Genomic DNA, 22,198 nt, shown 5'->3' on the forward strand with positions numbered 1-22,198 from the left:
CCTGCCGTGATGTTGCACAACATCAAGATCCGGCACGGTTAAATTCATTATTTTGCGCACAAAGAGTCATTTTTCGCACGAAGTGTGCACTCTGCGATCTGACGCACAGCCTTCACCTCAATTTCCGCTTGCTGCTGGAAATGTTGCCTCTCCACAGCGGGAGCCGGGACGGTTAATTTATTTTCAACGCGAATTATCCGGTTCAACAGGAGTAACAAGGTGAGCAATAACGGCATCCCGGTGTATGAAGCGCCACCGGAGAAAGTGCAGCAACTGGCAGAACGTGTCATGACGCAAATTGCGGCGATCTATCAGCAGCATGGTATCCAGCCCAACGCGGTTCAGCAGCAGATGCTGGAATCCCACGTCCGGGCCATGGCATCACGCTCTCTGAGTGGCGAGCCGCTGCCGGAAGTGGAAGCGGAGCTGTTTGAGGATATTCCGCCGGAAACCGTCGCGCTGGCGCAGCAGGTGGTGGATCTGTTTGGCAATCTGCCGCGTGAAGAGGCCTGGCTGCTGTCGGTTCACATTGAAGTCGCACGATCCAACAACTGAAGAGGAAAAGAACATGGTGACAGTCGTGATTGGCGATCGTTTAGGGAAAGGGCAGAAAGTGGCCGCAGGTATCGAAAAAGCGGGTGGCCGTGCGGTGGTGGTGCCGGGTGTGGCGGCGGACATGAAACTGGGTGACGTCATGAAGGCAGAAAACGCCGACTTCGGCATCTCGTTCTGCGGCAGCGGCGGCGCAGGCGCCATCACCGCGCAGAACAAATATGGCTACAAAGCGAAGCATGGCATGCGCTCTATTGATGAAGGGGTGACCGCCATCAACGAAGGGGCTACCGTACTGGGCTTCGGCTTTATGGACAAAGAAGAGCTGGGTGAGCGGCTGGTGCAGGCCTGGAACAAGAAGCACGGCAGCTGATTATGAAAGAACACTACGTTACCCAGGTGACGGTCGAGGGCAAAGGCGACACCAAAGCGAAAGCCTTCGCCGATGCCCTGAGTCGTGTGCAGAACCAGGTTCTGCGCGCGACGCAAAAAATTCTGCTGCGCATTGAACCTCAGGATGTCCGGGTGCTGCGCGCGCAGGAGAGCGTCAGGACCGAGAAGTTTCTCTTCTTCTTTCTGGCGCGCCAGCGGCGGAACTACAGCGTCACGCTGGAGATCACCGTCAGCGTCACCGTTTTCGACACCGAACAGGTGACGTTTACGGCGGCATCATAAAACAGCGCCTGTTAACGTCAGCCTGTCTGTAGCCCGCTCCTCTGCTGTCGCGCACGCGCGGCGGGCAGGCCGGAGTGAGGCGGCGGCGGCTGAAGTCTGACGGGATTAAAAAAACGACAACAAGGTACAACAACATGTTTTTAATCATTTTGTTTAAGTCGTTGATCATTGGCGGGCTGGTGGGCGTCGGCGTCGGTGCGGGTGCCGCACGCATGTTTCATGCGCCAACCACCCAGGGGATGGGCGCCTTTCGTACGCTGGGCGAGCTGAACTCATGCGAAGGCGATCCCGCTTCCCACTTCTCCTTTGGTCTCGGCTTCTTTTTCAACGCCTGGGCATCCTCTGTTGCAGCCGGTTCATTCACCCAGGATGTGGATCACCGCATCATTCCAAACTGGGGTGCGGCGGCACTGATGGTCAAAAACCGCAACGTGGCGGAAACGCTGCACAATCCGAAAAAAATGGCCATCGCCTGCGGCATTATCGGCATGGTCGTGGTCGCCTTCCTCAACTCCACCGCCTCGGCCGTTCCGGCGGCGCTTCAGGTCACGGCCGTTAAAGTGCTGGTGCCGGCGGCTAACCTGCTGGTTAACACCGTCATGCCGGTCATCTTCTGGCTGGCGGCCATTGACGCGGGCAAAAAGTCAGGCTTCTGGGCCACCATTTTCGGCGGTCTGGCACAGCTGATCATGGGCAATGCCGTGCCGGGCCTGGTGCTGGGTATTCTGATCGGCAAAGGGGTCGAAGAGAGCGGCTGGAACCGGGTCACCAAAGTGATGATGACCGCCATCGTCCTGCTGTTTGTGCTGAGCGGCTTCTTCCGCGGTTTCGATATGAAACTGCTGCAGTCCTTCCAGCTCGGCATTCCCGGCTGGCTCGACATGATCCATAACTCCGTCAGCGGCAAATAGGAGGCGATGCAATGAACGAAAATAAAGGCTTCTGGTACGCCGACTGGTCTTTCCCGATCTTTGTTGGCCTGCTCTCCGCCGGCGTGTTTGCCGGAACCCACATGTACTACCTCTATGGCATCGGCGCGTTCAACGAAGTGGCGTTTGTGTCGATGCTGCGCTCTGGCATGGAGACCGGCGTCTACGGCGCGGTCGCCGCCTTTGGCGCCAGCTTCCTGTTCGCCCGCATTATAGAAGGGTCGCTGGTGGGGATTCTGGATATCGGCGGCGCGATTCAGACCGGTGTCGGCCTGGGCGTTCCGGCCCTGCTGCTGGGCGCGGGTATCGTCTTCCCGGTGGCGAACTTTGCCGCCTCGCTGGCGACGGGTCTGGTGATTGGGGTGGCGATTGGCTACGTCATTATCCTGGCGCGTAAATTCACCATCAATCAGAGCGACTCCACCTACGGCGCAGACGTCATGATGGGCGCGGGTAATGCCTCCGGACGCTTCCTCGGCCCGCTGATTATCCTGTCAGCCATGACGGCGTCGATTCCGATTGGTCTGGGTTCACTGCTGGGGGCGCTGCTGTTCTATCTCTGGAACAAGCCGATCACCGGTGGCGCGATCCTCGGCGCCATGATCCTCGGTGCGATTTTCCCGATCGCGCTCTGATCTCACCGGCAGCCCGGTAGCGGGCTGCCGTTAAGGAGAAACCATGTACGACTTGATTATCCGCGCTGCACGACTCAGCGATGAGCAGGTGGTCGACATCGCGGTGAAGGATGGCCGCATCGCCGCCGTTGGCCGGGTGCAGGGCAGCGCACGCCAGGAACGCGATCTGGCGGGTCGCTACTACCTCAGCGCAGGCTGGATCGACTCCCACGTTCACTGCTATCCCAAATCCCCCATCTACCATGATGAAGCCGATGCGATAGGCGTGGCCCACGGCGTGACGACGGTGGTCGATGCGGGCAGCACCGGTGCCGATCATATTGATGACTTTTACCAGCTGACCCGCGTGGCGCAGACCCAGGTGTATGCCCTGATCAACATCGCCCGCACCGGTATCGTCACTCAGAACGAACTGGCCGACATGAGGCAGATCGATGGCGAGGCGGTGCAGCAGGCGGTGGCCCGGCTGCCCGATTTTATCGTGGGCCTGAAGGCGCGCATCAGCAGCAGCGTGGTGGGTGAAAACGGTATCGAGCCGCTGATCCGCGCGAAGGCGATTCAGCAGCAGAGCGGCGGGCTGCCGCTGATGGTCCACATTGGCAACAATCCGCCCAATCTTGACCAGATTGCGGATCTGCTCACCACGGGCGACATCATCACCCACTGCTTTAACGGCAAACCCAACCGCATTCTGACGCCGCAGGGCGAACTCAAGGCCGCTGTTAAACAGGCTATCGCGCGCGGCGTGAAGCTCGATGTCGGCCACGGCGGTGCCAGTTTCAGTTTTGAGGTCGCCCGGGTGGCGATAGCGCAGGGCATTCTGCCCGATACCATCAGCTCTGACATTTACTGCCGCAACCGTCTGGCTGGCCCGGTTCACAGCCTGGCCCATGTCATGTCGAAATTCTTCAGCGTCGGCATGACGCTGCCGCAGGTGATTGACTGCGTGACGGTCAACGCGGCGGCAGGGCTGCGGCTGCCGCGCAAGGGGCAGCTGAAAGTCGGCTATGACGCCGACCTGACCATTTTTAGCGTCAAAGAGGAAAACCGGCCCTTCATCGATTCAGAAGGTGAAACGGTAACCGGTGAGAAGCATCTGGTCCCGCTGGCGGCAGTCGTCGCGGGTCAGTGGATCGCGACAGAAGAAGGAGCAGCACATGACCTCGGTTTATGAAAAGTATGGCCTGAAGCCGGTGATTAACGCCTCTGGCCGTATGACGATTCTCGGCGTCTCCACGCCGTCGAGCGACGTGATCGACACGGTGAAATATGGCCTCGATCACTACTTCGAAATGAAAGACCTGGTCGATAAAACCGGGGCTTACATCGCCGGTCTGCTGAAGGTGGAGAACGCGGTGGTGGTCTCCTGTGCCTCGGCAGGCATCGCCCAGAGCGTGGCGGCGGTCATCGTAAAAGATGACGACTGGCTGCTGGATAACCTGCATGCCGCGCCGCTCAGCGTCCCGCATCAGATTGTGGTGCCGAAAGGGCATAACGTGAACTACGGCGCACCGGTCGGCAGCATGGTGGCGCTGGGAGGCGGCCAGCTGGTGGAGGCGGGTTACAGCAATGAGTGCTCGCCCGCGCAGCTGGCGGCGGCGATCACCCCACAGACCGCGGCGATCCTCTATGTGAAATCGCATCACTGCGTGCAGAAGAGTCACCTTGATGTGGCGCAGGCTGCCGCCGTTGCGCGCCAGCATGGCGTTCCGCTGATTGTCGATGCGGCCGCGGAAGAGGATCTGCAGTGCTACTACGAGGCGGGCGCCGACCTGGTGATCTACAGCGGTGCAAAAGCGCTGGAAGGCCCGACCAGCGGCCTGGTAATTGGCCGCCACCACTACGTTGAGTGGGTCAAACGCCAGACCAACGGGATTGGCCGTGCGATGAAAGTCGGCAAAGAGGGCATTCTCGGCCTGACCCACGCGATTGAAAACTATCTGACTCAGCCAAAAATCAGCGGCGCGCAGATGGTGGAAAAAATGACACCGTTCATCGAACAGCTGAACCATCTGAATGGCGTCACGGCCCGCGTGGTGTGGGATGCCGCCGGACGTGACATCGCCCGTGCAGAGATCAAATTTGACGAAGCGGCGATCGGGCAGCGCACCGGCGATCTGGTGCAGGCACTGAAAAACGGCGACATCGCGATCTATTTCCGTGGCTACAAAGCCAATGAAGGGATCATTGAGGCGGACGTACGCAGCGTCAGCGCCGATCAACTGCACACCATTTTCACCCGTATTCAGACGCTGTTAACCGGAGAGAAAACCGCATGACGCTGACCCCCAACTTTTATCAGGATCGTCTCTGCCTTAACGTACTGGCGGGATCAAAAGAGAATGCGCGCGCCATCTGGCAGGCGGCCGAAGGGCATGTGCTGGTCGGCGTGCTGTCAAAAAACTACGCCAGCAATGACGCTGCTATCGCCGACATGAGCGAGTACGCTGCGCTGATCGACAACGCACTCTCAATTGGTCTGGGCGCGGGCGATCCCCGGCAGTCACAGATGGTGAGTGAGCTGGCGGAGGTGCTGCAACCCCAGCATGTCAATCAGGTCTTCACCGGCGTGGCCACCAGCCGGGCGCTGCTGGGCCAGTCGCAGACCGTCGTCAACGGTCTGATCTCACCCACCGGCACGCCGGGTAAGGTAAAAATCTCGACCGGCCCGCGCAGCGCAACACAGCCTGACGGGATCGTTCCGATCGAAACCGCGATTGCCATGCTGCAGGATATGGGCGGCAGCTCGGTGAAATATTTTCCGATGGGCGGTTTGCAGGCGGTGGATGAGTATCGCGCCGTGGCAGACGCCTGCGCAAAAATGGATTTCTGGCTGGAGCCCACCGGCGGCATCGATCTGGAGAACGTCGGCGAGATCGTGCGCATTGCGCTGGAAGCGGGCGTCAGCAAAGTGATCCCGCACGTCTACAGTTCGATCATCGACAAAGCGAGTGGTGAAACCCGGATCGAGGATGTGCAGCGGTTGCTGGCGATCTGTAAAACGCTGCTGCCCTGAGGATCGCGCCGCGCGGCAGGCCGATCGGGTGGCAGGCCGCGCACGCAACATGGACGTTGCGTCACGATCCCCGTAGGCTGAGTTTCCGTTTCCCTGATTTTCTCTGTAAACAGGTAACTGTCGTGAGATTTCCCAATCAGCGCCTTGCGCAACTGTTTGATGCCCTGCAAAACGAAACGCTGCCTCAGGATGAACTGGCGCGGCGTTTTGCCGTCTCGACCCGCACCGTACGCACCGACATTACGGCGCTGAATGCGCTGCTGGCTGAACATGGTGCGCAGTTCGTCCTGAGCCGTGGCGCGGGCTATCAGCTGAAGATTGAGGATGCTCAGCGCTTTCAGCATCTGCAGCAACACAGCGCCTCACCGCTGCGCATCCCGCGCACGTCGCCTGACCGCATCCGTTATCTGCTGACCCGGTTTCTCACCGCGGCCTATTCGCTGAAACTTGAAGAGCTGGCCGAGGAGTGGTTTGTCAGCCGCGCCACCCTGCAGAACGATATGGCGGAAGTGCGCGAGTGGCTGGGACGCTATCACCTGACGATTGAAAGCAAGCCCCACTACGGCATGAAGCTGTTCGGCAGCGAAGTGGCGATCCGAACCTGCCTGACCGATCTGCTGTGGCAAATCGATCAGTCACAGCCGGAGAGTCCGCTGCTGACCATTGAAGCGCTCAACAGCGGTATGCTGGAAACCCTCCAGCCGCTGCTGCAACGCTGCTTTGCTGAACACAATATCCGCCTCAGCGATGAGGGAGAACGTTATCTGCGGATCTACTGTGCGGTGGCGGTGCGCCGTATCAGCGAAGGCTATCCGCTTAACGATCCGGGCGCTGAGGAGATTGGGGATGACGTGCGCGAAGCGGCGCACCAGCTGATTACGCTGATGCGCCCGCTGGTCAGTAAACCGATCTCACCGGCTGAAGAGAACTGGCTGCGGGTCAACATTGCGGCACGGCGTATTCAGGCTATCGCCCCCAGCGCCATCAATGCGGATGACGCCGATGCGCTGGTGGATTACCTGCTCAGCTTCATCAACACCTACTACAACTTTAATCTGCAGAACGATCAGCAACTGCGTGCCGATCTGCTTACCCATATCAAGACCATGATCACCCGGGTGCGCTACCAGATCCATATTCCTAACCCGCTGCTCAGCAATATCAAGCAGCACTACCCCATGGCCTATGATGTCACCTTAGCGGCGGTGACCAGTTGGGGGAAATATACCCCTTACGTCATCAGCGAGAATGAGATTGGCTTTCTGGTGCTGCACATCGGTGTCGGGCTGGAGCGCCACTATGACGTGGGCTATCAGCGTCATCCCCAGGTGCTGCTGGTCTGCGACAGCGGTAACTCGACGCTGCGGATGATTGAGGCGATGCTGCTGCGCAAATACCCGCAGCTGAAGGTGACGGCACGCCTCTCTCAGCGTGAATATGAGGCGCGCAGCCGCATCGATGAGGACTTTGTGATCTCGACCATCCGGCTCAGCGAAAAAGAGAAACCGGTGGTGGTGATGTCACCGTTTCCCACCGGGTTTCAGCTGGAGCAGATCGGCAAGCTGGTGCTGGTGGATCGTACCCGTCCCTATATGCTGACGAAATATTTTGATGCTCAGCACTTTCATATCGTCGACAGGCCAATGACCCAGTCTGAACTGTTCCGGCAGTTGTGCGATCAGCTGGAGGCGGAGGGGTTTGTGGACGCTGCTTTCTATCCGTCGGTGGAGGAGCGCGAAGCGATTGTCAGCACCATGCTCGGCGAAGGCATTGCGCTGCCGCACTCGCTGGGGCTGCTGGCGAAGAAAACCGTGGTCTACACCGTGCTGGCCCCGCAGGGCATCGCCTGGGGCGACGACACCGCCTATGTGATTTTCCTGCTGGCGATCAGCAAAAGCGAATATGAAGAGGCGATGGCGATCTACGATCTGTTTGTCACATTTCTGCGGGAAAGGGCGATGATCCGCCTGCGGGAGAGCACTGACTTCAGCAGTTTCAGAGCGGTGGCGATGGATTGCCTGAGCCGCTCTTAACACGAGGCTCTGCCGCCGTCAGTTTTTCTTCGCCAGCAGGCGCGGGATCTCACGCAGGCACCAGGCTTTGGCCTCGCCCATGCTGTCCCGCCGCCACGCCATAATAATGTCGACCTCGCGGGTATATTCCGGACTCACGACCCGCAGGCGGCCTTCCGCAATATCCTGCTCCACCAGCGGATAGGGCATGGTTCCCACGCCCAGACCCGCCAGCAGCGCACGGCGCTTGTCGTCCATGCTGCTGACGGTCAGGCGCTGCTGCTTATCCAGCAGCTGTACGGTCAGCACCGGGCGCTCACGCGCGGTATCCGCCACCGCAATGCCGCGGTATTTCACCCGCGTTACTTCAGACTGCGGTTCCGGCTCGTTATGGATCGGATGGTCGGCACTGGCGACATAGACGCTCATCATGGTGTAGAGCTTGCGGGTGTTGATCTCGGTTGAGGCGCGGAAGTGCATATCGGGGGCGATGACGATATCGGCCCGTCCCTGTTCCAGCCGCTCCCATGCCCCCGCCAGCACTTCGGTGACCAGCGAAAACTGGGTATTGGCTTTGTCGGCCAGGCGCGTCACCAGCGGAAAGAGGGCGTCGATGGGCACCAGCGCTTCGGTCACGATGGTCAGATGGGTTTCCCAGCCACGCGCCAGCGCTTCGGCATCGGTGGTGAGCTTGTCGGCCGCTTCCAGCAGCACCCGGCCACGCTCCAGCAGCATGCGTCCCACGTTGGTAAATTTGGTGCGGTGGCCGGAGCGGTCAAACAGCACCACATCCAGCTCCTCTTCCAGCTTCTGCATGGTATAGCTGAGTGCAGAGGGCACGCGGCCCAGCTCATCGGCCGCCGCCGCAAAACTACCACGTCGATCAATCGCATCCATTACGCGTAACGATTCAAGGGTTAACGCACGCTCTTTAGCCATCCCGTTTCTCTGTCAGGAAATTTGAACATGCCCGGCAGATTAACTGGCTAACAATCCGGCGTCCAGACTTTTACCATGTGTGCATAGAGTCCGTGACCGATCCTCGTCACCGGATGCCGGAGGTAAATAATGATAACGACACGCAGTGCGTCCGCATGTGGCCAGGCCGACTTTGGCTGGTTGCAGGCCCGCTACAGTTTCTCTTTTGGCCACTATTTTGATCCAAAACTGATGGGCTACGCGTCACTGCGCGTACTGAATCAGGAAGTGCTGGCACCAGGGGCCGCCTTTCAGCCGCGCACCTATCCGCAGGTCGATGTGCTTAACATCGTGCTGCAGGGCGAAGCGGAGTATCGCGACAGCGAAGGCAACACGATCAGCGTGCAGGAAGGGGAGGCGCTGCTGCTCTCAGCCCAGCCGGGGGTCAGTTACACCGAAATCAACCTGAGCAAAGAGCGCCCGCTGACCCGTATGCAGCTGTGGCTGGCCGCCTGCCCGGAGCGTGAGAATCCGCGGATGCAGAAACTGGCCCTGACGGCGGGCCTTACCTCTCAGCTGATCGCCTCGCCGGATGGCGTGGATGAGAGCCTGCAACTGCGTCAGCAGGTGTGGATCCATCAGGTCGAACTGGCGCCTGGCGAGCAGCATGCGCTGCATCTGCAGGGGCCGCGCGCCTATCTGCAGTCGATTCACGGTTCGCTGGAAGCCCGATCGGGTGCGGCGCATCGGGAAGCGCTCGGGTGCGGCGACGGTGCCTTTCTGCAGGAAGAGTCGCTGCTGACGCTGACGGCGAAAACGGCGACCCGGGCACTGGTCATCGACATCCCGGTCTGATCCTCAGGCAATAAAAAAGGCGGCCATGGCCGCCTTTTTTGCGTCTTACGCGTTACTTCAGCAGGGTAAAGGCGGTGGTGACGTGCTTCACGCCACTGACGCGGCTGGCGATATCGGCCGCCGCCTGCCCTTCCTGTTGCGTCACCAGACCCAGCAGGAACACTTCGCCATTCTCGGTGGTCACCTTCACGTTGGAGGATTTCACCTGATCGCTGCCCAGCAGCTGCGAGCGGATCTTGGTGGTGATCCAGGTGTCTGACGAGGTGGTGCCGAGCGTCACTTTCTGACCAATGCGGATCTCGTTATAGACTTCGGTGGCGCCATCCACGCCCATGGTGATCTGTTTGGCACGATTGGCGATCTCCTGCGACGGCGCCTGACCGGTCAGCAGCACTTTGCCCTGATAGGCGGTGGCGATGACGCGGGCATCGGTTTTGATCTGCTGATCTTTCGCCAGCGCATTGGTGACGCGCAGCTCCAGCGTGCCGTCATCCACCTGCGTGCCGACCGTACGGGGGTCGGTGGCGGTTTTAGTGGCAACCGCTGCGCCACCGGCAACCACGGCGACACAGCCCTGCAGCAGCATGGCGGTTAACAGAATAGCGATAGCGTTCAATGCTTTCATTCGTGCTCCTTCGGTCATTCCTGATGGGGAAAGAGGGTGTTATCGATCAGATCGCATAAGCAGTTAACGGTGAGCATATGCATCTCCTGAATCCGGGCACTGCGGTGTGAGGGAATGCGGATTTCCACATCCTGCGGGCCCAGCAGTCCGGCAAGCTCACCGCCATCATACCCGGTAAGCGCAACGATCGTCATATCGCGTGTTACCGCGGCTTCAACGGCCTTCACAATGTCGCGGGTGTTGCCACGGGTTGAGATGGCCAGCAGCACATCACCTGCATGGCCCAGCGCGCGCACCTGCTTGGCATAAATTTCATCGTGCAGGCGATCGTTACCAATCGCGGTCAGCATCACGTTGTCTGCACTTAACGCCAGCGCCGGCAGGCTGGGGCGCTCGGTTTCGAAACGGTTGATCATGCTGGCGGCGAAGTGCTGGGCATTGGCGGATGAGGCGCCGTTGCCGCAGCTCAGGATCTTATTGCCGTTCAGCAGAGATTGCACCAGCGTCAGGGCCGCACGGGAGATGGCATCGGGCAGCGCCTCAGCGGCAGCAATCTGGGTCTGAATACTTTCAGTAAAACACGCTTTAATTCTTTCCTGCACACAACCACCTGGTTCTAAACGTCTGCATTAAAGGCATCCGGCAGCCACTCGAGCGCCGTGCCGGTAATGGCGATGATGTCGAAACGGCAATTCACCGTTGCAAAACTGCCGCCGCGTTGCGCCAGCCAGAGAGCGGCAGCGCGCAGCAGCTTCTGCTGTTTGCTGCGGGTGATGCTGGCGAGTGCGCCACCGTAGCGCGCATCGCGGCGGTAGCGAACTTCGACAAACACCCAACAGTGCCCGTCACGCATTATCAGGTCAAGTTCACCCCCGCGAAAGTGAACATTGCTGGCGACCCATTTCAGGCCCGCCTGCTCCAGATAGCGCCGGGCATCTTCTTCATACCGGGCGCCAGTCTGACGGCGGGTCAGTTGGCCGGTGCGATTTCGCCCCGACGATACTGGTTCCATGTCAACTTCCTGTTGATCACACAATCCGTGTTGGCGCTGAGCTTACCGGTGTTGCCATCCAGCGTATAACCCGGTGACTGACGCATCTGGTTAAAGTGATTGGCCAGCGTCCAGGCATCCATCCCCATGGCATAGAGGCGCACCAGCGAGTAGTCATTGTTGAATGACTTCGAGGTCTGCTGCATCAGGCCCGGATTGCTGCCGGAGAGCAGAGGAATATCGCTGAACTGCAGGCCATCCATCTCCAGACGGAAATCGGGACCGGCACCCGCCTGCGCGCTGCGCGAGCTGGCATAAAGCGAAATGTTGCTGCGGCTGCCGGTGCGCATGGCGATCATCGGCTTAATCAGCTGCAGCTCATCCTGGGTGGAAACGATATAGACCGCATCGACGCCTCCGCCGCTGCTGGTGCTGACGGCCTCTGGCGTGCTCTGCTGCGGTGCCGGAATGGTCAGGCCGGCAATGGACACACCCTGCTGCTGCTGGGCAGGGGCCGCATTCACCGGCGTGCCTGACAGGCTGATGCCCGCGCCACTGTTGATGCCCTGCTTCAGCTCAGCGGTCGAGCCAAAGCGCTGCTGCATCACGGTACCGCCACCCAGCGTCTGCCACTCTTGCGCGAAAGCATTGGTGACGCGATCGCCCAGACCGCTGCGCGGAACCAGCAACAGCGGCTCGCGTTTGCCCTGATCCCAGATATGGTGCGCGGCATCGCGCGCTTCGTCTTCAGGAGAAAGCGCAAAGTAGCAAATATTCGGATGGTTCTGGATCGTTTCCGGCTCGTTAAGCGCCAGAACATTGAGTGGCGTCTGACTGTTAGCCACTTTCTCCACGTTGCTCTTCAGCAGTGGCCCCACCACGAGGGTGGCGCCATCCTGCTGGGCCTGCTGCATCACCTGCTCAATCGGCTGGCTGCTGGTGTCATAGACCTTAATCTGAGCGTTGCTGGCCGGTTCGGCGGTGGCGGCAGGCTGAGACTGAGGCTGCGCCTGCGGGGTAGCCTCTGCCGCCTGCTGTTGCGGCGCGCTGATCGGGTCGGAAGCCGAGCCGGCGACAGCTGCCGGTTGCGTGCTGGCCGTGCCATCCGTCGCGGCGGGCTGTGCGGCCGCCGGTTGGGCGGCAGGGGCGGAGACGCCATTCTTCGCGTCAGTAAAGCCTTTCTGAATCGCATTCGCGAAGACCTGCGCCTGACCATTCATGGGCAGCAGCAGCGCGATAATGCTGGTTGAGGCTTTGGTGTAGTTCTGCATCTGGCTCAGCTGCGTCGGCAGCGTTTTGGCCGCCGGATTCTGCGGATAGCGGGTCTGCCAGTCTTTGATGCCCGACTTGAGCATCCCGGCATCCTGGGTGTTAGCCCGCCAGACGGCAAGCAGGTCGAGCCAGCCCTGCAGCACGTTTTCATCGGCGTTAATGACCAGGTTGCTGGCCTCCTGCGGCGACATCTGCGTCAGCGCCTGCCAGGTAGCATCGATGTTGGCCTGATGGTCGCTGCCGGTCAGCAGCGGCTCCTGCGCAATGTAGGTGCGCAACAGGGAGAGAGAAGGGCGCCCCTGTGCACTGGCGATCTGCAGGCTGTAAAAACGCGCCAGCTGATCCTTCGACAGTGCACCGGTTTTCACGTCAGCCAGCAGGGGCTCAGCCTCTTTGATCTTCTGCTGGGCAATCAGCAGCTGCGCTTTCAGCAGCAGCGATTCCTGCTGCTGCGTCTCAGAGAGCTGCTGCGGCAGCTGACTCAGTTGCTGGGTCGCTTCAGGATACTTTCCTTCCTTCAACAGGGCGCGGATTGCGAGTAATTGCCAGTCGGTCTTGCTATCATCGCTGCTTTGCTGCGCCTGCTGCAGATAGTAAGCGGAGCTGGCTGTGGCAGGCCCCTGAATATTGACGGTTGAGGTTTGCGGCCCCTGACCGCTACACGCGGCTAAAATCAGCCCAGCAAGAATGACAGGCAGAAAGCGTCCTGCTTTATGACGAACGACTTTTGAAGGAAGCATACTGTATCCAGTGATGTTTTTTTCAAGATGCTCAATATTAAATCGGCAATTCGGATGAAACAATGAAACAACTCGATCGGGCAGAGATTTCTGCCAGCACGCTCTACATCGTTCCAACCCCGATTGGTAATTTGGGTGATATCACCCAGCGGGCGCTGACGGTGCTTTCGAGCGTCGATCTGGTCGCTGCGGAAGATACACGTCATACCGGGCTGTTGCTACAACATTTCGCCATCAATGCGCGACTCTTCGCACTTCACGATCACAACGAACAGCACAAGGCTGAACTGCTGATTGCGAAGCTGGAGGAGGGTCAAAGCATAGCCTTAGTTTCGGATGCTGGCACGCCGCTGATCAACGATCCGGGCTACCATCTGGTGCGCCGCTGCCGCGAAGCGGGCATCCGGGTGGTGCCGCTGCCAGGCGCCTGTGCCGCCATTGCGGCGTTGAGTGCCGCCGGGCTGCCGTCCGATCGTTTCTGTTACGAAGGGTTTCTGCCAGCCAAAACCAAGGGGCGTTGTGACGCTCTGCGCGCGCTGGTGCAGGAGCCGCGCACGCTGATTTTCTATGAGTCCACCCACCGCCTGATCGACAGCCTGCAGGATATGGTGAGTGAGCTGGGCGGGGATCGCTATGTGGTGCTGGCGCGTGAGCTGACCAAAACCTGGGAGTCGATCCACGGCGCGCCGGTGGCCGACCTGCTGGCGTGGGTAAAAGAAGATGAGAATCGTCGCAAAGGCGAGATGGTGCTGATCGTTGAAGGCCATAAGGCCGATGACGAGGACGCGCTTCCGGCGGATGCGCTGCGAACGCTGGCGCTGCTGCAGAAAGAGCTGCCGTTAAAGCGGGCGGCTGCGCTGGCGGCTGAGATCCACGGCGTAAAGAAAAATGCGCTTTATAAGTATGCGCTGGAGCAGCAAGAGGCGTGACAAACGCGGGCGAATGCCCTATTATCCCGCGCCGAAGCTGACCAGACAGTCGCCGCTTTGTCGTCGTCCTCACTTGTGGGGAGACGGGCAGAGGGGAGGAAAGTCCGGGCTCCATAGGGCAGGGTGCCAGGTAACGCCTGGGAGGCGCAAGCCTACGACCAGTGCAACAGAGAGCAAACCGCCGATGGCCCAGAAATGGGATCAGGTAAGGGTGAAAGGGTGCGGTAAGAGCGCACCGCGCGACTGGCAACAGTTCGTGGCACGGTAAACTCCACCCGGAGCAAGGCCAAATAGGGGTTCACAAGGTACGGCCCGTACTGAACCCGGGTAGGCTGCTTGAGCCAGTGAGCGATTGCTGGCCTAGATGAATGACTGTCCACGACAGAACCCGGCTTAACGGTCAGCTTCGACTTCTTACTAAAAAACCCCGCTCCGGCGGGGTTTTTGCTTTCTGGCGACGTGCATTCGGTGATGAATGACTGTCCACGACGCTTTTCATGAAAGGAGCGCGGCTTAACGGTCAGCTTCGACGTCTTACTACAAAACCCCGCTCCGGCGGGGTTTTTGCTTTCTGGCGCTGTCGGTCAGCCCCGGCTAGCGCTCGCCCTCCATACCCGCTTCACCGGACTGACTGAGCGGGGCCTGTTCAGTCAGCGGGCGATAGACCAGCGCGATTTATCGGTTACCCGAGGCTGCGGGCCTGATCTTCAGCAGTGGATTGCAGATTGGGATGCCGGTGGTGACGTTGCTGCTGGCGCTGAACCTGACGCTGGGCTTACTTAACCGCCTGACACCGCAACTCTCTATCTTTGTTATTGGCTTCCCCATCTCCATCACCCTGGGATTGGGGGCGCTGCTGCTGATGTATAACCTTCCGACCCTGTTTCAGGATCAGATGAATGAGATCTTCAGCGCGGTGAACAACATTCTGGTGGGGTTTCGCTGAGGGCGCGGGACGCCGCCGGGGTGAGACTCAGCCCCGCGCCACGGCGTGGGGCTGATGCCGCTTAATCGCGACCGTGCGGCTCATTCCAGTCAAACGCCGGGCCGAGAGAGATAACGCCGTGCGGGTTAATGGTTTTATGGCTGCAGTAGTAGTGATGACGAATATGCGGCAGACTGACCGTCTCCGCGATGCCCGGCATCTGATAGATGTCGCGCAGGAAACCGCTGAGATTCCGGAAATCACCAATCCGGTGACGATCGCATTTGAAATGCGTGACGTAAACCGGATCAAAACGCACCAGCGTGGTCCACAACCGCAGATCCGCTTCGGTCAGCTGATCGCCGGTCAGATAGCGGTGCTGGCCCAGAATCTGCTCCAGGCGCGACAGCGAGTGGAACAGGGCGGTGACGGCCTCGTCATAGGCGCTCTGTGAGGTCGCAAACCCCGCTTTGTAGACGCCGTTGTTCACCGTATCGTAGATCCAGCCGTTCAGCTCATCAATCTTCTCACGCAGGGCAACCGGGTAGTAATCCCCGGCGCGCGCACCCACCGCATCAAACGCACTGTTGAACATGCGAATGATATCGGCAGACTCGTTGCTGACGATGGTGTTCTGCTGCTTGTCCCACAGCACCGGCACTGTGACGCGACCGCTGTAGTGCGGATCGGCGTGCAGATAGAGCTGATAGAGGAAGTCATTCTGATAGAGTTTGTCGCCGGTTGCCTCCGGAAACGTATCGTCAAACGTCCAGCCATTCTCCAGCATCAGTGGATGCACCACCGAGACGTCGATCAGGTTATCCAGTCCCTTCAGCTGACGCATCAGCAGCGTGCGGTGCGCCCAGGGGCAGGCCAGCGAGACATAGAGATGATAGCGGTCGCGTTCGGCGGTAAACCCCGTCTTGCCTGTCGGGCCTGCGCTGCCATCGGCGGTCACCCAGTTACGGAAGGCGGACTCTGAGCGCTTAAAGCGTCCGCCGGTCGATTTGGTGTCGTACCAGGTGTCATGCCAGACACCGTCAATTAACTGTCCCATAATGGCTCCAAAGCAAACAGGGCGGGGAAATGTCCCCGCCCTGCTAAGTATATGTGGCATTACACGTTATGTGAGATTAGTGCGCAATCGCCTGCGGTTTTCTTTTGCTGATCAGGCGATCAATGCTGTATGCGCCCGGACCCACCAGACCCAGCACCAGGAAACCCCCGGCGATAGAGAGATTCTTCATGAACATCAGCTGGTTCACGCCTTCGGCAAAGTTACTGTGAAACAGGAACGCGGTCAGGATGGTGAAGCCGGCAGTGAACAGCGCGGTAAAACGGGTCAGGAAACCAAACAGGATAGCCAGACCGCCGCCAAACTCCAGCAGGATAACCAGCGGCAGCATAAAGCCGGGCACGCCCATCGCTTCCATATATTGCTGGGTGCCTGCATAACCGGTGATTTTGCCCCAGCCCGCGGTAATGAACAGGATTGGCATCAGGATGCGAGCCAGCAACAGACCAGTATCTTCGAATTTTTTCATCATTTACTCCAGCGTTATCAGTAGTGCAGGGCAGGCTGCCCGCAGGGTTTGTGCCCGCTGAAAGCAGTGATGCTTTTCATTGGGTTGATAGCTGGAGATGATAATCGCGGCGTGAAAAGGTTGTAAGCAGGAAAAACTGTCAGTGTTTTTCAGAAAAACTGATGAAGAAAGCCGGTCTTTTCAGGACCGGCTTTTCAGAGAGTTAACGCGGGGGCAGGGCGGACTTAATCATGCGCCAGGTACTCCAGGCACCAAATCCTCGCTTGGCCCAGCGCAGCAGCCGGTTGGGACTGCGAATCGAGTAGACGGCCAGCGCACTGCTGCCAATCGCCAGATAGCGACGTAAGCTCAGGAACGTGAACCAGCCACGATCGTACTGGGCGGTACTTTCCAGCCAGTCGCGCCGCGCCGCGCTTAAATCCAGCCGCTGCTGCTGCACGTGCTTAAGCAGTTCATGGATGCGTTCTTCACGCTCGCGGCGGCTCATCAGCGCTGCTCCTCAAGCAAATTACGGTCAGTCTCCAGCTCTTTACGCGTGTGGCGTAACAGCGTGGACTGACGGGATTTGTGAAGGGTCCAGAGTCCGAAGATAACCGCCAGCAGGAACAGAGTGCCGGTGGTGATCCCGATGGCCATCAGGCGATACTGCGCATCCACTGCCCAGATAATCAGCACCATCAGGCTCATCAGACCAAAGGCCGTGAACAGCATCGTCAGGCCCACCATCAACAGCAGCTGTATCAGGTTGGCTTTCTCATGCTCCAGTTCCACCACTGCCAGACGAACGCGCGTCTCGACCATGCCAACCAGCGTGGTGACAATACGCTGGCCGATGTTAATGACCCCTTTAGCCGGGCCGTGGTTCTGCTGTGAATCAGCCATAATCAGCGACGCGAAATGAGCATGCCCAGTGCGACGCCAATCGCTGCACCGATACCCACACCATGCCAGGGATTTTCACGCACGTAGCCTTCCGCCTTCTGCGCCGCTTCACGGGTTGTCGCCGCAAGGCGTTCGCCTGATTCACCCAGGCGCTCACGTGAGCTGTCCAGCGCCACACGCGCTTTATTGCGAAGCTTATCCAGCTCCCCTTTCGATTTTTCAGTGCTGCTGCTCAGCACCTCTTCCAGGGTATCAGCCAGATTTTTCAGTTCAGCACGCAGATGTTCCGATGATGTGTCTTTAGACATAAAATACTCCTTTAACATCAGTAGATTAATTCCGATTAATAGGGCTCCGCCTGTAACTTTTTCAGCTCCCGGCGCGCTTCATCCAGTTTTTGTTGTCGCTTCGCAATCTTCTCCCTGTCGTGGCCCTCATCACGCTCTTCCCTGAGTTCGTGCTCGCGCTCAGCCACTTTCTGCTTCTGCGCGTTAATTCTTTCCAGATGGGCGGCTTCCAGCTTTTTGTCGCTGCAGTCCGCCTGGACTTCGGTCAGCGCCCGCTCAAGGCCGTTGACCCGGCGCAGATTGTTATGCTTCTGCGCCATCTCAATTTCGTGCTTAATGTCCTGCTCTTTCTGCTCGCACAGCGATTCGGCGGCCAGCAGTGAGCCAGACAGCGAAAAGAGGGCGACGCCCAGTAATAGGTGATATTTCATCCGTTTGGGTACCTTCCTTTGCGACCTGATTGTTCAGCAGCGGGATCAGATGTGGATCGCGGATGCTGAGAATCGACTCTCCGTTAAGCATAGACACGCAACGTAAAAAGTTCAAAGAAGACCGGGAGATAGAGAGGCTGTCAGGCCGCCACGCGATGCCGCGACGGCCTGAAAAGCAGGGACGGGGCGTATCAGGCCAGGGAAAGATGCTGAGCGTGATCGTGCTGCGCCACGATAAAGCCCTGTGGCAGCAGGCGGCGTAACACCTTTTGTGCCGCCAGACTCTGTTCTTCGCTGTCAAAGTGAATAATCAGTGCATCGCCCGCCGGGGTAATGCTTTTAATACGGATACCCTGCGCGCTGAGCTGCTGATAGAGATAAAAGCCATCGGGCAGAGTCGCGCCCGCATGGGAAACCCGGATCTGCACCACCGTCTCGTGCTGCATCAGGGCGGGAACCACGCAAAGCGCGATCAGCGCCAGCGCGCCCGCCATCAACCACGGCATCCACCGTTTTGGAATCGCCTGCAACGCTTTCATCACTCGGCTTTCCCGTTCTGATTCGCCTGACGTTTACGCCATAAAACGACCAGCGAACCTACCAGCCCGAAGACCAGCAGCGCCAGCGGCAGCATCATCAGGAAGAACATCATCTCATCTTCATAGCGCCGGAAAATCGGTGTTTTACCCAGAGCAAAGCCGATAACGGTCAGAATCACCACCCAGAGCAGCGCGCTGACCCAGTTGAAAAACTGAAAGCGGGCGTTGCTCAGACCGGACAGGCCGGCGATGGTAGGCAGCAGGGTGCGCACAAAGGCGATAAAGCGGCCAATCAGCAGGGCAGAGAGGCCGTGGCGGTGAAACAGGCTGTGCGCGCGCAGGTGGTACTGGGCGGGCAGATGGGAGAGCCATTTCTGTACCGTGGGGGTATTGCCGAGCCAGCGACCCTGGATATAGCTCACCCAGCAGCCCAGACTGGCCCCGGTGGTTAAAACCAGAATCGTTAAGGGGAAACTCATGGTGCCTTTGGCAATCAGCACGCCGACCAGAATCAGCAGACTGTCACCCGGCAGAAACGCGGCAGGAAGCAGGCCATTTTCCAGAAACAGAATCATGAACAGCACGCCGTAAATGGCCCATACCAGCGTGGGGTCGGAAAGGGTCTCGTAATCCTGTTGCCACAGGGCATGCAGCAACGCTTGCAGAATATCCATCAATCATTCCTGAACATCATTGTTAAACATGTCCCACAGGGACTTAAACGCAGACCGGCATGTCGTTATAAATTTTAGGAGCGCAGCCTGGGCGGGATTTTCCGGATCCTTCCAGAATTGATTGTTAAATCAGCGATTTTATAACCCCCTGTCTCAAAGGGTAATAAAAGGGCGATAACTGTAACAAAAATCACCTGTCTGAGACAGGAAAACTCGCTGACGAACAGGAGTTTTACCTTGTGAAACGGCGTGTAAAAAGGAGCTTTACATGACCTGACACTATTGCAGATTAACTGACCCTCACCGGCGCGTTCAGGCTGTTTAGCGGGCGTGGCTGGAGCCGTCAGGAAGGATGACCGGATTCTCACCGAACATGTATCGGTCGACATTAAATTCAAAATCATCCGCCGTCGCGTTAAACAGCATCTGTTTAGTATTTTCCAGATGTTGCCACATCGCCAGTTTGCTGGCGGCGGGATCTTTACGCATCAGGGCTTTGAGGATCTGATCGTGGTCGTCGCACCAGCTGAGAATGCTGCGCTGGTCGATGTGTTCGTGAAGTTTCAGCCAGTAGGGATTGTGCTGACGATGCAGCCACATTTTTTCAACGATGGCGGCTAACGCGCTGTTCTGCGTGGACTGGGCGATGCGGACATGAAACTGCATATCCCACTCTGAATCGCGGAAGTGATCTTCCTTACGGGCATTCTCCTGAATCGCCATCAGGTCGATGATGTCCTGTCGCGTCACCTGCGTGGCGGCAAACTCCGCCACGTTACTCTCAATCAGCTGACGTGCCTGCAGCAGTTCAAACGGACCGAACGTCGCGAACTCCAGCTGGCTGCTGGTCGGCGCGATGCGATTCTGCTGCTGGCTGGCAATGACGTGGATGCCCGACCCTTTACGGACCTCCACATAGCCTTCCACTTCCAGCATGATGATCGCTTCGCGCACCACGGTGCGGCTCACTTCCATCTCTTCGGCAATCAGACGTTCAGCGGGCAGCTTGTCACCGACCGGGTAGATCCCGGTTTCAATACGGCTTTTCAGCTCGCTGGCCAGCTTCTGGTAGAGTCGACGGGATTCGGTGAGGTCCATGGCACAGTCCTGATAGCAAAACAGATAAGTTGTTATACCACTTCAGGCGGCGGGAGGAAATGGGCTGGCGTATGCCAGCCCGGTGGGTTAGCTGCGAACGGCATTCGCAGGCGGCAGGGCGGCCTCAGCGCTCAGTTCGGCAACCGGTTTGTTTTTCAGTACGGTCCAGATCACCACCGCACCCAGCAGGTCGAACACCGCCAGCGCGGCAAACAGCGGGCTGAAGCCCAGCGTATCAGCCAGTGCGCCGACCACCAGCGCAAACATCGTACTGGCGGTCCAGGCTGCCATGCCGGTCAGGCCATTGGCCGTGGCAACCTCATTGCGGCCAAAAACGTCAGAGGAGAGGGTGATCAGCGCACCGGAAAGCGCCTGATGAGCAAACCCGCCCACACAGAGCAGCGCGATGGCGACATAGGGGCTGGTGAACAGGCCGATGGTGCCAGGCGCAATCATCAGGACCGCGCCCATCGTCACCACCAGCTTGCGGGAGACGATCAGGTTGACGCCAAACCAGCGCTGGAACAGCGGCGGCAGGTAGCCACCCAGAATGCAGCCGAAGTCCGCAAACAGCATCGGCATCCAGGCAAACATCGCAATCTCTTTGAGGTTAAAACCGTAAACCTTGAACATAAACAGCGGGATCCAGGCGTTAAAGGTGCCCCACGCCGGTTCGGCCAGAAAACGTGGCAGAGCAATCCCCCAGAACTGGCGGTTGCGGATAATCTCCAGCGCCGACATTTTGCGGGTGTTGCCGGTCTGATGCTGCGCCTCCTGACCGGAGATAATGTAATGGCGCTCCTCCTCACTCAGTTTCTTCTGCTGTTTCGGGTGTTTATAAAACAGCAGCCAGCACAGCGCCCAGACCATGCTCAGCACGCCGGTGATGATAAAGGCCATCTGCCAGCTGTGCGCCATGATGGCCCAGACCACCAGCGGCGGAGCCAGCATCGCGCCGATGGAGGAGCCGACGTTGAAGTAGCCGACCGCCACCGAACGCTCTTTGGCCGGAAACCATTCGCTGCTCGCCTTCAGGCCCGCCGGGATCATCGCGGCCTCAGCCGCCCCGACGGCACCGCGCGCCAGAGCAAAGCCGCCCCAGCTGCCCGCCATCGCCGTGGCCGCGCAGAAGATCGCCCACAATACGGCAAACACCGCATAGCCAATTTTGGTGCCGAGCAGATCGAGCACATAGCCTGCCACCGGCTGCATCAGTGTGTAGCAGGCTGAATAGGCCGCCACGATATAGGAGTACTGTTGCGTGGTGATATGCAGCTCGGTCTGTAGTGTCGGTGCCGCCACCGCAATCGTGTTGCGGGTCAGATAGCCCAGTACCGTGCCGAGCGTCACCAGCCCAATCATGTACCAGCGTAACCCTTTGATCTTACGCATCCTCTACCTCTTCCAGTTCTGTATGCGGTCATGCCGCTGTTGTTATCTGGAGCGGGACAGCACGTGATACTGCTCGGCTCACGCCCGCAGGTTCTGTGTCAGCAACCCCGTTTTACCCTGCCATGTGTGGGTCGCCTGCGACCTCACGATGGGGCCAGAGCCTAACTTGTTATACAACTTTAAAAGTTGAGAGCCATCACAAAAACCCTTTCTGCGCTGTGGGATACTGGAAACCTGACAGATGACAGCCATTTAGCGCGCTGTGGGCGACAGAAAT

The 22,198-nt window shown here is 58.8% G+C and carries 27 protein-coding genes and 1 other RNA gene; 13 read left to right on the forward strand and 15 right to left on the reverse strand.

The features are described 5' to 3' along the window. The first annotated feature begins 219 nt into the window (after window positions 1–219). From FJW00_RS15735 to FJW00_RS15775, 9 genes are all read left to right on the forward strand, one after another. Window positions 220–555, forward strand: a complete 336-nt coding sequence (locus FJW00_RS15735; RefSeq protein ID WP_009087405.1) for a glycine dehydrogenase — start codon at window positions 220–222, stop codon at window positions 553–555. A gap of 13 nt (window positions 556–568) precedes the next feature. After that, window positions 569–925: an SFCGS family glycine-rich protein gene (locus tag FJW00_RS15740; protein WP_009087404.1), complete on the forward strand. Its 357-nt coding sequence runs from the start codon at window positions 569–571 to the stop codon at window positions 923–925. A 2-nt stretch (window positions 926–927) separates the two neighbouring features. Then, entirely contained in the window at window positions 928–1,227 is a 300-nt protein-coding gene (locus FJW00_RS15745) for a DUF4312 family protein (protein ID WP_009087401.1), read from the forward strand. 134 nt (window positions 1,228–1,361) lie between these two features. After that, complete coding sequence (locus FJW00_RS15750; RefSeq protein WP_009087399.1) at window positions 1,362–2,138, forward strand: DUF4311 domain-containing protein; 777 nt, start codon at window positions 1,362–1,364, stop codon at window positions 2,136–2,138. A gap of 11 nt (window positions 2,139–2,149) precedes the next feature. Continuing rightward, window positions 2,150–2,791, forward strand: coding sequence for a DUF4310 family protein (locus FJW00_RS15755; RefSeq protein WP_009087397.1), 642 nt, complete (start codon window positions 2,150–2,152; stop codon window positions 2,789–2,791). Window positions 2,792–2,834: 43 nt separating this feature from the next. Continuing rightward, window positions 2,835–3,965: an amidohydrolase/deacetylase family metallohydrolase gene (locus FJW00_RS15760; protein WP_140924881.1), complete on the forward strand. Its 1,131-nt coding sequence runs from the start codon at window positions 2,835–2,837 to the stop codon at window positions 3,963–3,965. Next, a complete protein-coding gene (locus FJW00_RS15765; RefSeq protein ID WP_140924883.1) occupies window positions 3,949–5,070 on the forward strand; it encodes a DgaE family pyridoxal phosphate-dependent ammonia lyase in 1,122 nt (373 codons plus the stop codon). Before FJW00_RS15760 ends, FJW00_RS15765 begins: the two co-directional genes overlap by 17 nt. Next, window positions 5,067–5,807, forward strand: coding sequence for a 2-dehydro-3-deoxy-phosphogluconate aldolase (gene dagF, locus FJW00_RS15770; RefSeq protein ID WP_009087391.1), 741 nt, complete (start codon window positions 5,067–5,069; stop codon window positions 5,805–5,807). The genes FJW00_RS15765 and dagF overlap by 4 nt, the downstream gene beginning before the upstream one ends. A 122-nt stretch (window positions 5,808–5,929) precedes the next feature. Next, on the forward strand, window positions 5,930–7,840 hold the full coding sequence (locus FJW00_RS15775; protein WP_009087389.1) for a BglG family transcription antiterminator: 1,911 nt from the start codon (window positions 5,930–5,932) through the stop codon (window positions 7,838–7,840). An 18-nt stretch (window positions 7,841–7,858) separates the two neighbouring features. On the opposite strand, the gene FJW00_RS15780 is transcribed toward FJW00_RS15775, so the two are convergent. Further along, entirely contained in the window at window positions 7,859–8,758 is a 900-nt protein-coding gene (locus FJW00_RS15780; protein ID WP_009087386.1) for a LysR family transcriptional regulator, read from the reverse strand. 129 nt (window positions 8,759–8,887) lie between these two features. Between FJW00_RS15780 and FJW00_RS15785 the strand changes: the two genes are divergently transcribed. Further along, window positions 8,888–9,592, forward strand: coding sequence for a pirin family protein (locus tag FJW00_RS15785; protein WP_140029557.1), 705 nt, complete (start codon window positions 8,888–8,890; stop codon window positions 9,590–9,592). A gap of 52 nt (window positions 9,593–9,644) precedes the next feature. Here the strand turns inward: FJW00_RS15785 and dolP are convergent, their stop codons facing one another. The 4 genes from dolP to FJW00_RS15805 are packed head-to-tail and all read right to left on the reverse strand — an operon-like array spanning window position 9,645 to window position 13,220. After that, complete coding sequence (gene dolP, locus FJW00_RS15790; RefSeq protein WP_009087383.1) at window positions 9,645–10,217, reverse strand: division/outer membrane stress-associated lipid-binding lipoprotein; 573 nt, start codon at window positions 10,215–10,217, stop codon at window positions 9,645–9,647. A gap of 14 nt (window positions 10,218–10,231) precedes the next feature. Continuing rightward, window positions 10,232–10,819 (reverse strand): DnaA initiator-associating protein DiaA, encoded by a 588-nt coding sequence (diaA, locus tag FJW00_RS15795; RefSeq protein WP_140924885.1) that lies wholly within the window; start codon window positions 10,817–10,819, stop codon window positions 10,232–10,234. Between the two features lie 14 nt (window positions 10,820–10,833). Continuing rightward, a complete protein-coding gene (locus FJW00_RS15800; RefSeq protein WP_009087381.1) occupies window positions 10,834–11,229 on the reverse strand; it encodes a YraN family protein in 396 nt (131 codons plus the stop codon). Then, window positions 11,187–13,220, reverse strand: coding sequence for a penicillin-binding protein activator (locus tag FJW00_RS15805; RefSeq protein WP_058956502.1), 2,034 nt, complete (start codon window positions 13,218–13,220; stop codon window positions 11,187–11,189). Before FJW00_RS15805 ends, FJW00_RS15800 begins: the two co-directional genes overlap by 43 nt. A 62-nt stretch (window positions 13,221–13,282) precedes the next feature. On the opposite strand from FJW00_RS15805, the gene rsmI reads away from it, so the two are divergent. The 3 genes from rsmI to FJW00_RS15820 all read left to right on the forward strand — a co-directional run bounded on the left by rsmI (window position 13,283) and on the right by FJW00_RS15820 (window position 15,095). Then, entirely contained in the window at window positions 13,283–14,149 is an 867-nt protein-coding gene (gene rsmI, locus FJW00_RS15810) for a 16S rRNA (cytidine(1402)-2'-O)-methyltransferase (protein ID WP_009087377.1), read from the forward strand. Window positions 14,150–14,182: 33 nt separating this feature from the next. Beyond that, window positions 14,183–14,561: RNase P RNA component class A (gene rnpB / locus FJW00_RS15815), an RNA gene on the forward strand. 306 nt (window positions 14,562–14,867) lie between these two features. Further along, complete coding sequence (locus FJW00_RS15820) at window positions 14,868–15,095, forward strand: flagellar biosynthetic protein FliR (protein ID WP_050544646.1); 228 nt, start codon at window positions 14,868–14,870, stop codon at window positions 15,093–15,095. A 61-nt stretch (window positions 15,096–15,156) separates the two neighbouring features. Here FJW00_RS15820 and FJW00_RS15825 read toward each other — a convergent pair whose 3' ends face one another. From FJW00_RS15825 to FJW00_RS15870, 10 genes are all read right to left on the reverse strand, one after another. Beyond that, entirely contained in the window at window positions 15,157–16,131 is a 975-nt protein-coding gene (locus FJW00_RS15825) for a glutathione S-transferase family protein (protein ID WP_140924887.1), read from the reverse strand. Window positions 16,132–16,207: 76 nt separating this feature from the next. Beyond that, a complete protein-coding gene (locus FJW00_RS15830) occupies window positions 16,208–16,618 on the reverse strand; it encodes a DoxX family protein (RefSeq protein WP_009087370.1) in 411 nt (136 codons plus the stop codon). 202 nt (window positions 16,619–16,820) lie between these two features. Beyond that, the gene (locus FJW00_RS15835; protein WP_009087368.1) at window positions 16,821–17,105 is read right to left on the reverse strand and encodes a YqjK-like family protein; all 285 of its coding nucleotides are present in this window, start codon (window positions 17,103–17,105) and stop codon (window positions 16,821–16,823) included. Further along, window positions 17,105–17,500: a phage holin family protein gene (locus tag FJW00_RS15840; protein WP_009087366.1), complete on the reverse strand. Its 396-nt coding sequence runs from the start codon at window positions 17,498–17,500 to the stop codon at window positions 17,105–17,107. Before FJW00_RS15840 ends, FJW00_RS15835 begins: the two co-directional genes overlap by 1 nt. A 2-nt stretch (window positions 17,501–17,502) precedes the next feature. Further along, window positions 17,503–17,808, reverse strand: coding sequence for an ElaB/YgaM/YqjD family protein (locus FJW00_RS15845; RefSeq protein WP_009087364.1), 306 nt, complete (start codon window positions 17,806–17,808; stop codon window positions 17,503–17,505). 35 nt (window positions 17,809–17,843) lie between these two features. Beyond that, window positions 17,844–18,218: a DUF1090 domain-containing protein gene (locus tag FJW00_RS15850; RefSeq protein ID WP_009087362.1), complete on the reverse strand. Its 375-nt coding sequence runs from the start codon at window positions 18,216–18,218 to the stop codon at window positions 17,844–17,846. Window positions 18,219–18,409: 191 nt separating this feature from the next. Next, window positions 18,410–18,757 (reverse strand): EnvZ/OmpR regulon moderator MzrA, encoded by a 348-nt coding sequence (gene mzrA, locus FJW00_RS15855; protein ID WP_009087359.1) that lies wholly within the window; start codon window positions 18,755–18,757, stop codon window positions 18,410–18,412. Further along, entirely contained in the window at window positions 18,757–19,431 is a 675-nt protein-coding gene (locus FJW00_RS15860; protein ID WP_009087358.1) for a DedA family protein, read from the reverse strand. The genes mzrA and FJW00_RS15860 overlap by 1 nt, the downstream gene beginning before the upstream one ends. A gap of 321 nt (window positions 19,432–19,752) precedes the next feature. Beyond that, the gene (gene exuR, locus FJW00_RS15865) at window positions 19,753–20,529 is read right to left on the reverse strand and encodes a transcriptional regulator ExuR (RefSeq protein ID WP_009087356.1); all 777 of its coding nucleotides are present in this window, start codon (window positions 20,527–20,529) and stop codon (window positions 19,753–19,755) included. Window positions 20,530–20,616: 87 nt separating this feature from the next. Next, entirely contained in the window at window positions 20,617–21,921 is a 1,305-nt protein-coding gene (locus tag FJW00_RS15870; RefSeq protein ID WP_111208115.1) for an MFS transporter, read from the reverse strand. Window positions 21,922–22,198 lie beyond the last annotated feature (277 nt).

This window comes from Pantoea anthophila, from assembly GCF_006494375.1.
Classification (GTDB): domain Bacteria; phylum Pseudomonadota; class Gammaproteobacteria; order Enterobacterales; family Enterobacteriaceae; genus Pantoea; species Pantoea anthophila.

What these genes read in the sequence shown, in the direction of transcription:
- FJW00_RS15740 (WP_009087404.1), top strand. Translation starts at nt 569, where the DNA reads ATGGTGACAGTCGTGATTGGCGATCGTTTAGGGAAAGGGCAGAAAGTG.
- FJW00_RS15745 (WP_009087401.1), top strand. Translation starts at nt 928, where the DNA reads ATGAAAGAACACTACGTTACCCAGGTGACGGTCGAGGGCAAAGGCGAC.
- FJW00_RS15750 (WP_009087399.1), top strand. Translation starts at nt 1,362, where the DNA reads ATGTTTTTAATCATTTTGTTTAAGTCGTTGATCATTGGCGGGCTGGTG.
- FJW00_RS15755 (WP_009087397.1), top strand. Translation starts at nt 2,150, where the DNA reads ATGAACGAAAATAAAGGCTTCTGGTACGCCGACTGGTCTTTCCCGATC.
- FJW00_RS15760 (WP_140924881.1), top strand. Translation starts at nt 2,835, where the DNA reads ATGTACGACTTGATTATCCGCGCTGCACGACTCAGCGATGAGCAGGTG.
- FJW00_RS15765 (WP_140924883.1), top strand. Translation starts at nt 3,949, where the DNA reads ATGACCTCGGTTTATGAAAAGTATGGCCTGAAGCCGGTGATTAACGCC.
- dagF (WP_009087391.1), top strand. Translation starts at nt 5,067, where the DNA reads ATGACGCTGACCCCCAACTTTTATCAGGATCGTCTCTGCCTTAACGTA.
- FJW00_RS15780 (WP_009087386.1), bottom strand. Translation starts at nt 8,758, where the DNA reads ATGGCTAAAGAGCGTGCGTTAACCCTTGAATCGTTACGCGTAATGGAT.
- FJW00_RS15785 (WP_140029557.1), top strand. Translation starts at nt 8,888, where the DNA reads ATGATAACGACACGCAGTGCGTCCGCATGTGGCCAGGCCGACTTTGGC.
- dolP (WP_009087383.1), bottom strand. Translation starts at nt 10,217, where the DNA reads ATGAAAGCATTGAACGCTATCGCTATTCTGTTAACCGCCATGCTGCTG.
- FJW00_RS15800 (WP_009087381.1), bottom strand. Translation starts at nt 11,229, where the DNA reads ATGGAACCAGTATCGTCGGGGCGAAATCGCACCGGCCAACTGACCCGC.
- FJW00_RS15805 (WP_058956502.1), bottom strand. Translation starts at nt 13,220, where the DNA reads ATGCTTCCTTCAAAAGTCGTTCGTCATAAAGCAGGACGCTTTCTGCCT.
- rsmI (WP_009087377.1), top strand. Translation starts at nt 13,283, where the DNA reads ATGAAACAACTCGATCGGGCAGAGATTTCTGCCAGCACGCTCTACATC.
- FJW00_RS15825 (WP_140924887.1), bottom strand. Translation starts at nt 16,131, where the DNA reads ATGGGACAGTTAATTGACGGTGTCTGGCATGACACCTGGTACGACACC.
- FJW00_RS15830 (WP_009087370.1), bottom strand. Translation starts at nt 16,618, where the DNA reads ATGAAAAAATTCGAAGATACTGGTCTGTTGCTGGCTCGCATCCTGATG.
- FJW00_RS15835 (WP_009087368.1), bottom strand. Translation starts at nt 17,105, where the DNA reads ATGAGCCGCCGCGAGCGTGAAGAACGCATCCATGAACTGCTTAAGCAC.
- FJW00_RS15840 (WP_009087366.1), bottom strand. Translation starts at nt 17,500, where the DNA reads ATGGCTGATTCACAGCAGAACCACGGCCCGGCTAAAGGGGTCATTAAC.
- FJW00_RS15845 (WP_009087364.1), bottom strand. Translation starts at nt 17,808, where the DNA reads ATGTCTAAAGACACATCATCGGAACATCTGCGTGCTGAACTGAAAAAT.
- FJW00_RS15850 (WP_009087362.1), bottom strand. Translation starts at nt 18,218, where the DNA reads ATGAAATATCACCTATTACTGGGCGTCGCCCTCTTTTCGCTGTCTGGC.
- mzrA (WP_009087359.1), bottom strand. Translation starts at nt 18,757, where the DNA reads ATGAAAGCGTTGCAGGCGATTCCAAAACGGTGGATGCCGTGGTTGATG.
- FJW00_RS15860 (WP_009087358.1), bottom strand. Translation starts at nt 19,431, where the DNA reads ATGGATATTCTGCAAGCGTTGCTGCATGCCCTGTGGCAACAGGATTAC.
- exuR (WP_009087356.1), bottom strand. Translation starts at nt 20,529, where the DNA reads ATGGACCTCACCGAATCCCGTCGACTCTACCAGAAGCTGGCCAGCGAG.
- FJW00_RS15870 (WP_111208115.1), bottom strand. Translation starts at nt 21,921, where the DNA reads ATGCGTAAGATCAAAGGGTTACGCTGGTACATGATTGGGCTGGTGACG.